Source organism: Mycobacterium conspicuum, from assembly GCF_010730195.1.
GTDB lineage: Bacteria > Actinomycetota > Actinomycetes > Mycobacteriales > Mycobacteriaceae > Mycobacterium > Mycobacterium conspicuum.
Genome location: NZ_AP022613.1, coordinates 4,503,534 through 4,515,598, shown reverse-complemented (window position 1 = coordinate 4,515,598; position 12,065 = coordinate 4,503,534). Strand labels below are relative to the sequence as shown.

Here is a 12,065-nt window from a genome sequence, read left to right as displayed (position 1 = left end):
ATGGAACAGCTTTTCGACGACCTGGAGGACTTCGGCGCGTTCGACGAAGCCATCTCCGGTGACGTGCGTGACCCGTACACCGAGCTGGCGCGGCTGCGCCGGGAGGAACCGGTGCAGCGGCTCGAGACCTCGGGAGCGCTGCCGCACGAGGAATCCCTGCCGATGTTCATCGTGTATCGCCACGAGGACATCCAGCAGATGCTGCGCGACAACGAGACGTTTTCCTCCTCCGCTGTCATCGCCGCGTTCGGCCCCGTGCTGGGCGAAGGGGTCATGCTCGGCATGGACGAGCCGATCCACGGCCGGTTGCGGTCATTGGTGTCGAAGGCGTTCTCGCAGAAGTCATTAGCGCGCTGGCAGGACGAATTGGTCGGCCGCGTGGCGAACGGCTTGATCGACAAGTTCGCGCCCAACGGCAAGGCGGATCTGGTCAAGGAATTCACCTTCGACTACCCGAGCCAGATCATCGCGGGGCTGCTGGGTTTGCCGGAAGAGGACTATCCGCAATTCCAGCGCTGGTCGATCTCGCTGCTGAGCTGGCTGATGAACCCCGAACGCGGGCTTGCCGCCTCGGCAGCCCTGTGCGACTACTTCGCGCCCATCCTCGAGGCCCGCCGGGCCGAACCGAAGGACGACCTGATCAGCGCGCTGGCCGCGGCCGAGATCGACGGGGAAAAGCTCGCCGACGAGGAGATCTTCTCGTTCCTGCGACTGCTGCTGCCCGCCGGCGTCGAGACGACCTACCGGTCGCTGGGCAGCCTGCTGTTGGCGCTGCTGTCGGATCCGGCGCAGCTGGACGCCATCCGCGCGGACCGGTCGCTGCTGCCCCAGGCTATCGAGGAGGGCGTGCGGTGGGAATCACCGCTGTTGACCATCACCCGGGTGGCGACGCGCGACACCGAACTCGGCGGCGTGGCGATACCGGCCGGCGCGACCGTGATGCCGATGCTTGGTTCGGCGAACCGCCAAGAAGATCGCTATCCCGATCCGGACAAGTTCGACATCCATCGGGAGGCCCGGGCGCATCTGGGCTGGGGGCACGGTGTGCACGTCTGCCTCGGCATGCATCTGGCCCGGCTGGAAATGCGCACCGCGATCAACCTGCTGCTGGATCGGCTGCCGAATCTGCGGCTGGATCCCGACGCCGACGACCCACACATCCGCGGGCAGGTTTTCCGGTCCCCGACCGCGGTGCCGGTGCTGTTCGACGCCCAGTGAACACGGGAGCTTGCTAATCGGCTAGTTTGAGGATGGCCTGTCCACGTCCCGGCGCTCTGAGCAGCGCCTCGTCAAAAGAGAGCTGAACAGATATGGCTGACACTGTAAAGGTCCGGTTCGAGCCGAAGATGATGATCGACGGCAAGCTGGTCGATGGCCAGGCCGGCACCTTCACCAACATCAACCCGGCCACCGAGGAGCCGCTCGGCGAGGTCGCGGACGCGTCCAAGGAGGACATGCACCGGGCCATCGACGCCGCCCGGCGCGCCTTCGACGAGACCGACTGGTCGACCAACAAGGAGCTGCGCAAGCGTTGTCTGTTGCAGTTGCACGACGCGATCGTGTCCGAGATCGACGAGCTGCGCGAGGAGCTGATCCTCGAGGTCGGTTCGCCGCGGGCGATCACCTTCGGCCCCCAGCTGGACGCCCCGCTCGAAGACGGGCTGAAGTACCCGGCCCGGCTGATCGACGAGTACGCCTGGGAGACCGACCTGGGCGACAAGGTGATCAGCCTGACCGGCACGCTGACCACCCGCAAGGTGTGGCGCGAGCCCGTCGGCGTCGTCGGCGCCATCGTGCCGTGGAACTTCCCCTTCGAGGTCACCCTCAACAAGCTCGGCCAGGCCCTGGGCACCGGGAACACCGTCGTGCTCAAGCCCGCGCCCAACACCCCGTTCAACGCGACCCGGCTGGGCCGGCTGATCGCCGAGAAGACCGACATCCCGGCCGGCGTCGTCAACGTCGTCACCGCGTCGGATCACTTTGTGGGCGAAGAACTTACGTTGTCGCCGAAGGTCGACCTGATCTCGTTCACCGGCTCGACCGTGGTCGGCAAGCGGATCATGGAAAAGGGCGCGGCCACCATGAAGCGGCTGTTCCTGGAGCTGGGCGGCAAGTCGGCCACGATCGTGCTGGAGGACGCCGACTTCGGCACGGCCTGCATGGTGGGCATCGCGCCGTGCATGCACGCCGGTCAGGGTTGCGCCAACCCCACCCGGCTGCTGCTGCCGCGGTCCCGCTACGACGAGGGCGTGGAGATCCTGAAGAACATCTACGAGAACGTCACCTGCGCCGACCCCCAGGACCCGGGAACGCTGTGCGGGCCGGTGATTTCGCAACGCCAGTTCGACCGGGTGACGGGCTACATCAAGAAGGGTGTCGAGGAGGGTGCGACCGCGCTGGTCGGCGGCCCCGATGCGCCCACCGGTTTCGACAAGGGTTATTACATCCGGCCCACGCTGTTCACCAACGTCGACAACAAGATGACGATCGCGCAGGAGGAGATCTTCGGTCCGGTGCTGTCGGTCATCCCGTTCGAGGACGAGGAGGACGCGATCCGGATCGCCAACGACAGCGTGTACGGGTTGGCGGGCAACGTGTTTGCCGGCACGCTCGAGCGTGCGCTGTCGGTGACCCGCCGCATCAAGGCCGGCTTCATGGGTGTCAACGGCGGCGCGCCGTACGGCGCCGACACCCCGTTCGGCGGCTATAAGGAGAGCGGCGTGGGACGGCAGAACGGTGTCGCCGGCTTCGACCAGTACACCGAGATCAAGTCCGTCGCCTACCCCGCGGTCTAAGTCGCGAGTCGAGCAGGGACCATGGCCGCCACCTATGTCTTGGTGCACGGTGGCGGCCACGGCGGCTGGTGCTATCAACCGGTCGCGCGGCTGCTGCGCTCGGCCGGCCACGAGGTGTACGCGCCGTCGCTGACCGGACTGGGGGAGCGCGCACATCTGTTCGCCGCCGGCGTCGACTTGGACTGTCATATCACGGATATCGTCAACCTGTTGCATTTCGAGGACCTGCGCGACGTGATCCTGGTCGGCCACAGCTACGGGGGCATGGTGATCACCGGCGCCGCCGACCGCGCGCCGGACCGCGTCGGCCATCTCGTCTACCTTGACGCCGCGACACCGGCCGACGGCGAGACGCTCGTCGACCAGGCTCCCGAGATGATGGCCGCGGCGCGCGCCCAGAGCCGCATCGTCGACGGTGTCGAAATGTGTTTGTACCCAACCGATAACGCGGTGCGCCACTACGGGGTCCGCGACCCTGTCCAGTTCGAGTGGATGAAAGCGCGGTTGACGCCGCACCCGTGGAAATGCTTCGAGCAGCCGCTGCGGCTGACCAATCAGGCCGCGCTCGCCCGGATCCCGCAGTCGCATCTGTGCACCACGAAGTACATGTACTGGCGCGATGTGGAGGGCCTGCGGCGGAAGGCCGACGGTCGGGTGTGGGATCTCGACACCGGCCACGACATGATGATCACCGCGCCGGACTGGGTGGCCGAAAAGTTGATGCAGGTGGCGTCCCAGCCGGGCTAGCCCGGTGCGTTTCAGCTAGCCGAGCTAAGAAAGCCACCCCGCCGCCCGCCCGCCCAACGCGTTGGTCGACAATCGACGCAAAGAATCAGTGTCAAAGGAGACCCCATCATGGCTGAAGCCGTCATTGTCGAGGCTGTACGTTCACCGATCGGCAAGCGCAACGGCGGGCTGTCCGGCGTGCACCCGGCCGACCTGTCCGCGCAGGTGCTCAACGGTTTGGTGAACAGGGCCGGCATCGACCCCGGGCTCGTCGACGACGTGATCTGGGGCTGCGTCAGCCAGGCCGGCGAGCAGGCCCTGGACATCGGCCGCACCGCGCTGCTGGCGGCGGGCTGGCCGGAGAGCGTCCCGGGCGTGACCGTCGACCGCCAGTGCGGCTCCAGCCAGCAGTCCATCCATTTCGCCGCGGCCGGCGTGGTGGCCGGGCACTACGACGTCGTGGTGGCCGGCGGTGTGGAGTCGATGTCGCGGACCCCGATGGGGGCGTCGCTGGCCAACGGCGGCAACCCGTACCCGCGGGGCTTCAAGGACCGCTACCAGCAGACGCCCAACCAGGGCATCGGCGCCGAGATGATCGCCGAGCAGTGGGGACTCGACCGCACCGCGCTGGACGAGTTCTCCCTGGGCTCACACGAAAAGGCCGCCGCCGCACAGGATTCGGGTGCCTTTGACGACCAGATCGTCGGCATCAAGGATCAGGACGGCAACGTAGTCCTCAAGGACGAAGGCATCCGCCGCGGCACCCCGATGGAGAAGATGGCCTCGCTCAAGCCGGCGTTCAAGGAGGACGGCGTGATCCACGCCGGCAACTCCTCGCAGATCTCCGACGGTTCGGCGGCGCTCCTGTTCATGTCCGCCGAGAAGGCAAAGGAATTGGGGCTCAAGCCGCTCGCTAGGGTGCACACCGCGACGCTGGCCGCGGCCGACCCGGTGATCATGCTCACCGCGCCGATCCCGGCCACCCAGAAGGTGCTGAAGAAATCCGGCCTGAGCATCGGCGACATCGGGGCGTATGAGGTCAACGAGGCGTTCGCGCCGGTGCCGCTGGCGTGGCTTAAGGACATCGGCGCCGACGAGAAGAAGCTCAACCCCAACGGCGGCGCCATCGCGCTCGGCCACCCGCTGGGCGGTTCGGGGGCGCGCCTGATGACCACGCTGCTTTATCACATGCGGGACAAGGGGATTCGGTACGGCCTGCAGACGATGTGTGAGGGCGGCGGCCAGGCCAACGCCACCATCGTGGAATTGCTGTGACGGACGCTGACGCGGTCCTGGTCGACCGCTCCGGCAACGTCCTGATCATCACCATCAACCGGCCCGAGGCCCGCAACGCGGTCAACGCCGCGGTGAGCATCGGTGTCGGCAACGCGCTGGAGGAGGCGCAGCGCGACCCCGACGTGCGTGCCGTGGTGATCACCGGCGCGGGCGACAAGTCGTTTTGCGCCGGAGCGGATCTCAAGGCCATCGCGCGCCGGGAAAACCTCTACCATCCCGAACACCCCGAGTGGGGCTTCGCCGGTTACGTGCAGCACTTCATCGACAAGCCCACCATCGCCGCGGTCAACGGCACCGCACTGGGCGGGGGTACCGAATTGGCGCTGGCCAGCGACCTGGTGGTGGCCCACGAGCTGGCCCAGTTCGGGCTGCCGGAGGTCAAGCGCGGGCTGGTCGCCGCCGCCGGTGGGGTCTTCCGGATCGTGAACCAGCTGCCCCAAAAGGTGGCGATGGAGCTGCTGATGACCGGTGAGCCGCTGACCGCCTCCGACGCCTGGGAATGGGGCCTGATCAACCAGGTGGTCAAGGAGGGTCCGGACAACACCGTGTTGGACGCGGCGCTGGCGCTGGCGGCCCGCATCACCGTCAACGCCCCGCTGTCGGTGCAGGCCAGTAAGCGCATCGCGTATGGCGTCGACGACGGCGTCATCACGGCCGACGAAGCGGGCTGGCGGCGCACCATGAACGAGATGCGTTCGCTGATCAAGTCCGAGGACGCCAGGGAGGGACCGTTGGCGTTCGCCGAGAAGCGCGAACCGGTCTGGAAGGCGCGTTAACTTCAGCTCGCCAGGATGTTCACCGCGCGCCCGAACACCTTGGGTAGTCGTGCGCCCGCCGGAACGACGGCGCGTCGGACCGCGCGCGGGGTGGTGGCCAGCACCAGCCCGCGGGTGAGCAGCCGGTAATTGCGGGTAACCCGTTGCCACGCAACCTCATACGACGCCGGGGTGTCATCGACGATGGCGTTGACCACCGCGCCGGCTTGCTTGACGGCCAGGCTGATGCCCTCCCCGGTCAGGGCGTCCTCGTAGCCCGCCGCGTCGCCCACCAACAGCACGCGTCCGGCGACCCGGCGCGAAACCACTTGTCGCAGTGGGCCGCAGCCGCGTGGGTGGCCGTTACTGGCACCCTGCAGGTGTTCGGCCAATCGCGGGAACCAGGCGAGGTCGGGTCGTCCGCCCGACAGGATGGCGACCCCGACCAGGTCGGGTTCGACCGGTGTCACGTAGGCCTCACCCCAACGGGACCAATACACTTCGACGAACTCCGACCACACCGGCACCCGGTAGTGCCAACGCACCCCGTAGCGCCGCGGTGTCCCGGCCGTCGCCGTGATCCCGACGGAGCGCCGCACCGCCGAGTGCAGCCCGTCGGCGGCCACCAACCACTTCGCGCGCACACCCGCGGCCGTCACCCCGTTTGCGTCCTGCTCGACGCCGGTCACCCGCGTTCGAATCCATTCGGTGTCTTGCTCTTTCGCGTGCGCCTCCAACGCTGCATGCAGCGTGGTGCGGCGCACGCCGCGGCCCGGCCCGGTGCGAAACCGCGCCTCGGCGCGCTGACGTTCACTCACATAGGCGATTCCGCGAAAGGGCATACCGACCGGGTCCACGCCCAGTGCGGTCAGCTCGGCCAATCCGCCGGGCATCAGTCCCTCGCCGCAGGCCTTGTCGATCGGGCCTTCCCGCGGCTCGGCCACGATCACCGAAAGCCCGTGCCGACGCGCGTGCAGCGCGGTGGCCAGCCCCGCGGGACCGCCCCCGACGATCAGCAGGTCGGCATCGAAGGTGCTCACGTGTAACCCAACGCTTGGTTCTCCACTCGCAGACGCACCGACAGCAGCCACGCGTTCGCGAACGTGAAAACGGTTGCGGTCAGCCATGCGGTGTGCACCAGCGGCAGCGCGAACCCTTCGGCCACCACTGCAACATAGTTCGGGTGGTGCAGCCAGCGATAGGGGCCCTCGCGCACCAACGGCGCGTGCGGCAACACGATCACCCGGGTGTTCCAGCGTCGGCCCAGCGTGGTGATGCACCACCAGCGCAGTGCCTGGCTCAGCACCACCACACCGAGCATCGGCCAGCCGAGCCAGCCGATGAACGGGCGGTGCAGCGCCCACGGCTCGATGACGCAGCCCACCAGCAGCGCGGTGTGGATGGCGACCATCACGACGTAGTGCGTGCGGCCAAACTCCTTGCCGCCCTGGGCGAAAGACCACTCGGCGTTTCGCTTGGATACCACCAGTTCGGCCACGCGCTCGATGCCGACCGCGAGGATCAACAGGTAATACATGGATCTACTATCCCAGGCTCGCCGAGCCGGTCACCAGGCCAGCAGCACGAGTTCCGAGCAGAAGGCCGGACCCATCGCGATCATAAGCCCGATCGAACCCGGCGCGGGCGGGTCGGCCATGTTGGCCCGAAGCACGTCCAGCACCGACACCGAAGACAAATTGCCGTTGCTGCGCAACGAGTTTCGCGTGTGATCCAGGGCCGAGTCGGGCAGGTCCAGCGCGTGCTCGACCGCCTCGATCACCCGCGGGCCGCCGGGGTGGCAAACCCAGGTGCTCACGTCTTCGGGGGTCAGTCCGTGGTCTTCCAGGAACCCGCGGACGTCTTCGCCCACGTATTTCTCGGTCACGGTCGCCACGTCGACCGACAAGACGATCCGGAAGCCCTCGCTGCCGATCCGCCACCCCATGACCTCTTCGGTGTCGGGGTAAATGCGGCTACGGGTCGCCAGCACCCGGGGGCCCGTGGCGCGCGAACTCCCGCCCGAGCGGGCGCCGCCCTTGGCGATGACGGCCGCGGCGCCGTCACCGAACAGGCTGGTAGCGACCAGGTTGGCCATCGAGGTGTCCTTGCGCTGGATGGTCAGCGAGCACAGCTCTACCGCGATCAGCGCGGCGACCTGGTCGGGATAGCCGCGCAGGTAGTCGTGCATGCGCGCCGTCCCGGCCGCGCCGGCGACGCAGCCCAGGCCGAACAGGGGAATGCGTTTGACGTCCGGGCGCAGCCCGACGCGGGCGGCCAGCCGCGCCTCCAGCGTGGGCACGGCCAGGCCGGTGACGGTCGTCGAGAAGATGATGTCGATCTCCGACGCCTTCACCTTGGCCTGGTCCAGCGCGGCCAGCAGCGCCTGCTCGGCCAGGTCGAGAGCCACCTCGATGTAGGCGTCGTTGGCGTCGGTGAAGCCGTCGAGCTCGCGGTAGCGCGACAGCGGCAGCGCGATATTCCGGAACTCAACCCCGCTGCTCATCGCGAACCGCTGAAACTCCGGGCCGGCGAAATCCGTCAGCGCCCGGATGGCCTCCTTTTGCGTGTACCGGTTCGGCGGAAACTTGACAGCAACTCCCGCGACGAACGGATCTGCTGTGTTTGTGGTTGGTGCCGGTCTTTTGGAACCGGCCCCCGCCGAATCCCCCCCTGTGAATGTATTCATGTAGGGGGTTACGTCGTCGCCGGCGGATGGGTTCAAAGCGAACGCCTACGATCAGGCCATGTCTGCGCCGCTGATCGTCTCGATTCGAGGCCACACTCCCCAACTGCACGCCGAATCCTGGGTGGCGCCCACCGCCAGTGTCATCGGGCAGGTTGTCCTGGCCGCCCGGGTCAGCGTGTGGTACTCGGCAACGCTGCGAGCCGAAGCCGAACAGATCGAGGTCGGGTTCGGCAGCAACATTCAGGACGGGGTGACCGTGCACGTCGACAAGGAATTCCCGGTGCGCATCGGTTCCGGCGTGACGGTGGGCCACAACGCCGTCGTGCACGGCTGCACCGTCGAAGACGACGCGCTGATCGGCGCCGGCGCGGTCGTCCTCAACGGCGCGCAGGTCGGCGCCGGCGCGCTGGTGGCGGCCGGCGCGCTGGTCCCGCAGGGCATGGTGATCCCGGCCCGGTCGTTGGTGACGGGGGTGCCGGGTCGCGTGCAGCGCGAGCTCAGCGCGGCCGAGGCCGCGAACAACCGGTACAACGCCGAGGTGTACCGGCGGTTGCTCGATGTGCACCGGGAGGCGAGCGGCTGAGGTTTGGACTCGTCCTCATCGGGCTAGGTTGGATGGGTGCGGATTCTGGTCACCGGCGCCACCGGCTATGTGGGATCGCGCCTTGTCACCGCGTTGTTGGCGGACAACCATCAGGTTGTGGCGGCCAGCCGAAACCCGGCCCGCCTCAAGCGCTTCGGCTGGTTCGACGACGTCATACCGGTCAGCCTCGACGCCTCCGACGAGGTGTCGGCGCACTCGGCGTTTGCCCTGTCGCGCGACGCCGCCGGCCCGGTCGACGTGGTGTATTACCTGGTGCACGGGATTGGTCAGCCCGGCTTCCGCGACGCCGACCGAACCGCCGCGGCCAATGTCGCGGCCGCGGCCCGCGATGCCGGTGTGCAGCGCATCGTCTACCTGGGTGGCTTCGTGCCCCATGACGACGTGCTGTCGCAACACCTGACCAGCCGGGCCGAAGTGGCCGAGGCCCTGACAATCGAGGGCGGCCCGGAGCTGGTGTGGCTGGGCGCGGCGATCATCATCGGCGCCGGATCGACATCGTTCGAGATGATGCGCTACGTCGGCGACCGGTTCCCGGTCATGCCGATGCCCGGCTGGATGGACAACCCGATCGAACCCATCTCCATCCGCGACGTGCTGTACTACCTGGTCGCCGCCGCCGACCCCGAGCAGGTGCCGGCCGGCGAATACGACATCGCCGGGCCGGACACCACGTCCTACCGCGCCCTGCTCAAGACCTACGCGCGCATCTCCGGCCGGTGGCACGCGAGTGTGCGGGTGCCGATCGACACGGCGGTGGCGTCGCTGATCACCGGGGTCGCGCTGCCGGTGCCCCAAGGGCTGGCCGGTGACCTGGTCGAGTCGCTCGATCATCCGATGGTGGCTTCCGGCAGCGGCCTGCGGGACCGGGTGCCCGATCCGCCCGGGGGGCTGCTGGGCGTCGAGGATGCGATCGAACGGGCCCTGGCGCAGACGAACCAACCGCCGCGGCCGGTCAACGCGTTGGAGGATCCCCATCACCTCGCCGACACCGATCCGGTGTGGGCCGGCGGCGACGCGCTGCGCATCCGGCGGCTGGCCCGCGCGGTGACTCCGCCGATCGCGCGGCCCACCTTGAGATTGGTGAATTTGGTTCCCGGCCCGCTCGCGGGCGCGCTGCGAACATATCTCGACATCCTGGTCACCCTGACCCCGAAGGTGCGGTTCGCATGAGCGCAACGGGCGCGCCCTACCGCACCGGCGTGCTGCCCGAGCTGCGCCGTGCCATCACCAATGTTGCTGTGCCACATAATGAACCGCCCGGCGTCGTGCTGCGGCGGCGCATCGTGGTCGGCGTCACGCTACTGGCCGGCGCCGTGGTGTTGGGGATTTCGCTGCGGAGCAAACCCGGCGGGTCGGACTTCTACTGGCTGACACTGGCGTTGGCGGCGGTGTGGGCCGTGGGTGCGGTCATCTCCGGTCCGCTGCATCTGGGCGGCATCAACTGGCGTGGCCGCAACCAACGCCCGGTCATCTCGGGCACGACGATCGGCGTGCTGCTGGGCGGCGTCTTCATGCTGGGCGGGTTGGTCGCCCGGGAGATCCCGGCCGTCGCGGACTTGATCGCCCGGGTGCTCTCCTATGCCCATCACGGCTGGCTTCCGCTGGTCGCGCTCATCACCGTGGTTAACGGGCTCGCCGAGGAAATGTTTTTCCGCGGTGCGCTTTACACCGCGCTGGGCCGGCATCAACCGCTGATCATTTCCACCATCGTGTATACGGCCGTGACGTTGGCCAGCGGCAACCCGATGCTGGGTTTCGCCGCGATCATCCTCGGCACCGTCTGCGCGTTGGAGCGCCGGGCCAGCGGCGGCGTCCTGGCGCCGATGCTGACCCACTTCGTGTGGGGCCTGATCATGGTGCTTGCGCTGCCCCCGCTGTTCGGTGAGTGACGGTTCGCTCGACGTCGCGCGTCAGCGCCCGCAGCGCGGCAATGTGCAAGGGCCGCAATAGGACTGAGCACACTCGGCCGGGCAGGCCGCGCGGTACGAAGCCGGCGCGCTGCACATACTCGCTGCCGCCGCCCTCTCGTGGCGCCACCGTGACGTCGACCCACGACCGCCCCAGGGGGCGAAGGTGCACCGGGCGGCCCGCGATCGCATACCACCGACTCCCGTGAGCGACGTCCTCGGCCACCTTCCTGACGTCGTCGGGCCCCGCGGCGATCGTGGCCGTCTGCACCGCCGTATAACTCACCGCGCCGGCCCAATCCGGGTCGCTGGGCAGCGGCTCGGCAGGTTCAGCGGTCAGCGCGTCCCAGGTGGGCAGACCGCGTGTCTCGTGTTGCAGCGCCAATTCCACCGCACGCCGGTAACCGGTCAGGCCGCCCGGTGGCGGCTCGATGATGCTGTCCACATCCGAATTGCGCATCACCGCATCGCATTCCAGCGATTCGATCAGCGGGCGGGCCAGCCCGGGCGGGATCGGGGTCACCGTTCCAACCCACAGGCTGGCGATCGTCGGCGTCAGAAACGGCAGCACGATCAACCGGCGCGTGCGCAACCCGGCGACCTCGGCGTAGATCCGCATCATGTCGCCGTACTCCAGCACGTCGGGTCCGCCGATATCCCACGTGCGCGACGACGGCAGCGACGCGGTCGCCGCGGCCACCAGATAATGCAGCGCATCGCGCACCGCGATCGGCTGAATCCGGTTGTGCACCCACTTCGGCGTGGTCATCACCGGCAACCGGTCGGTAAGGTGCCGGATCATCTCGAAAGATGCCGAGCCCGAACCGATTACGACGCCGGCCTGCAGCACCGCGGTCTCGATGCCGGACGCGATGAGGGCCTCGCCCACCGCGGCGCGGGAGCGCAGGTGGGGCGACAGTGCGGCGTTGTCCGGATGCAGGCCGCTCAGATACACGATGCGGCGCACCCCGGTCCGTCGGGCGGCGGTGACGACATTGGCGACGGCGCGGTCTTCCTCCGCGGCGAAATTCTTCGCCGACCCCATCGAATGAACCAGGTAGTAGACGACGTCGACGCCGTCGAACGCCGCGGTCAGCGAGTCGACGTCGGCGAAGTCGCCGCGCACCACCTCGGCGCGCTCGCGCCAGGGCACGTCGGCCAGCTTCGCCGGGTTGCGGGCCAACGCGCGCACCTGATGGCCCTCGTCGAGCAAGCGCGGCACCAGTCTGGTGCCGATATAGCCGGTCGCACCCGTCACCAGGCAACGCAGCATCGATTCCTCCCTCGATTGGTCAG

At 68.2% G+C, this 12,065-nt stretch carries 12 protein-coding genes; 8 read left to right on the top strand and 4 right to left on the bottom strand.

Annotated features, from left to right (window positions below; translation table 11 throughout):
* From G6N66_RS20575 to G6N66_RS20555, 5 genes are all read left to right on the top strand, one after another.
* Entirely contained in the window at positions 1 to 1,218 is a 1,218-nt protein-coding gene (locus G6N66_RS20575) for a cytochrome P450 (protein ID WP_085234427.1), read from the top strand.
* A gap of 92 nt (positions 1,219 to 1,310) precedes the next feature.
* Positions 1,311 to 2,795 (top strand): aldehyde dehydrogenase family protein, encoded by a 1,485-nt coding sequence (locus tag G6N66_RS20570; protein WP_085234426.1) that lies wholly within the window; start codon positions 1,311 to 1,313, stop codon positions 2,793 to 2,795.
* Between the two features lie 21 nt (positions 2,796 to 2,816).
* Complete coding sequence (locus tag G6N66_RS20565) at positions 2,817 to 3,542, top strand: alpha/beta fold hydrolase (protein WP_085234425.1); 726 nt, start codon at positions 2,817 to 2,819, stop codon at positions 3,540 to 3,542.
* A gap of 108 nt (positions 3,543 to 3,650) precedes the next feature.
* Positions 3,651 to 4,796: a thiolase family protein gene (locus tag G6N66_RS20560; protein ID WP_085234424.1), complete on the top strand. Its 1,146-nt coding sequence runs from the start codon at positions 3,651 to 3,653 to the stop codon at positions 4,794 to 4,796.
* Positions 4,793 to 5,593: a crotonase/enoyl-CoA hydratase family protein gene (locus tag G6N66_RS20555; protein ID WP_085234423.1), complete on the top strand. Its 801-nt coding sequence runs from the start codon at positions 4,793 to 4,795 to the stop codon at positions 5,591 to 5,593. The genes G6N66_RS20560 and G6N66_RS20555 overlap by 4 nt, the downstream gene beginning before the upstream one ends.
* Before the next feature lie 2 nt (positions 5,594 to 5,595).
* Here G6N66_RS20555 and G6N66_RS20550 read toward each other — a convergent pair whose 3' ends face one another.
* From G6N66_RS20550 to G6N66_RS20540, 3 genes are read right to left on the bottom strand one after another with little or no spacing between them, the layout of a single operon-like run.
* On the bottom strand, positions 5,596 to 6,612 hold the full coding sequence (locus G6N66_RS20550; RefSeq protein ID WP_085234422.1) for an NAD(P)/FAD-dependent oxidoreductase: 1,017 nt from the start codon (positions 6,610 to 6,612) through the stop codon (positions 5,596 to 5,598).
* Positions 6,609 to 7,109, bottom strand: coding sequence for an isoprenylcysteine carboxyl methyltransferase family protein (locus tag G6N66_RS20545; protein WP_085234421.1), 501 nt, complete (start codon positions 7,107 to 7,109; stop codon positions 6,609 to 6,611). The genes G6N66_RS20550 and G6N66_RS20545 overlap by 4 nt, the downstream gene beginning before the upstream one ends.
* A 30-nt stretch (positions 7,110 to 7,139) precedes the next feature.
* Positions 7,140 to 8,258 carry a type III polyketide synthase gene (locus G6N66_RS20540; protein ID WP_085234420.1) on the bottom strand — a complete coding sequence of 373 codons (1,119 nt, stop codon included), beginning with the start codon at positions 8,256 to 8,258 and terminating at the stop codon, positions 7,140 to 7,142.
* A 58-nt stretch (positions 8,259 to 8,316) separates the two neighbouring features.
* On the opposite strand from G6N66_RS20540, the gene G6N66_RS20535 reads away from it, so the two are divergent.
* From G6N66_RS20535 to G6N66_RS20525, 3 genes are read left to right on the top strand one after another with little or no spacing between them, the layout of a single operon-like run.
* Positions 8,317 to 8,841 (top strand): gamma carbonic anhydrase family protein, encoded by a 525-nt coding sequence (locus G6N66_RS20535; RefSeq protein WP_085234419.1) that lies wholly within the window; start codon positions 8,317 to 8,319, stop codon positions 8,839 to 8,841.
* A gap of 36 nt (positions 8,842 to 8,877) precedes the next feature.
* Positions 8,878 to 10,032 carry an NAD(P)H-binding protein gene (locus G6N66_RS20530; protein WP_085234418.1) on the top strand — a complete coding sequence of 385 codons (1,155 nt, stop codon included), beginning with the start codon at positions 8,878 to 8,880 and terminating at the stop codon, positions 10,030 to 10,032.
* The gene (locus tag G6N66_RS20525; RefSeq protein ID WP_085234417.1) at positions 10,029 to 10,751 is read left to right on the top strand and encodes a CPBP family intramembrane glutamic endopeptidase; all 723 of its coding nucleotides are present in this window, start codon (positions 10,029 to 10,031) and stop codon (positions 10,749 to 10,751) included. The genes G6N66_RS20530 and G6N66_RS20525 overlap by 4 nt, the downstream gene beginning before the upstream one ends.
* Here the strand turns inward: G6N66_RS20525 and G6N66_RS20520 are convergent.
* Positions 10,714 to 12,042, bottom strand: coding sequence for an NAD(P)H-binding protein (locus G6N66_RS20520; protein ID WP_085234416.1), 1,329 nt, complete (start codon positions 12,040 to 12,042; stop codon positions 10,714 to 10,716). The genes G6N66_RS20525 and G6N66_RS20520 overlap by 38 nt on opposite strands.
* Positions 12,043 to 12,065: the final 23 nt, after the last annotated feature.

Coding starts and splice junctions, on each gene's coding strand:
- G6N66_RS20575 (WP_085234427.1), top strand. CDS start 1: ATGGAACAGCTTTTCGACGACCTGGAGGACTTCGGCGCGTTCGACGAA.
- G6N66_RS20520 (WP_085234416.1), bottom strand. CDS start 12,042: ATGCTGCGTTGCCTGGTGACGGGTGCGACCGGCTATATCGGCACCAGA.
- G6N66_RS20565 (WP_085234425.1), top strand. CDS start 2,817: ATGGCCGCCACCTATGTCTTGGTGCACGGTGGCGGCCACGGCGGCTGG.
- G6N66_RS20560 (WP_085234424.1), top strand. CDS start 3,651: ATGGCTGAAGCCGTCATTGTCGAGGCTGTACGTTCACCGATCGGCAAG.
- G6N66_RS20570 (WP_085234426.1), top strand. CDS start 1,311: ATGGCTGACACTGTAAAGGTCCGGTTCGAGCCGAAGATGATGATCGAC.
- G6N66_RS20540 (WP_085234420.1), bottom strand. CDS start 8,258: ATGAATACATTCACAGGGGGGGATTCGGCGGGGGCCGGTTCCAAAAGA.
- G6N66_RS20525 (WP_085234417.1), top strand. CDS start 10,029: ATGAGCGCAACGGGCGCGCCCTACCGCACCGGCGTGCTGCCCGAGCTG.
- G6N66_RS20545 (WP_085234421.1), bottom strand. CDS start 7,109: ATGTATTACCTGTTGATCCTCGCGGTCGGCATCGAGCGCGTGGCCGAA.
- G6N66_RS20535 (WP_085234419.1), top strand. CDS start 8,317: ATGTCTGCGCCGCTGATCGTCTCGATTCGAGGCCACACTCCCCAACTG.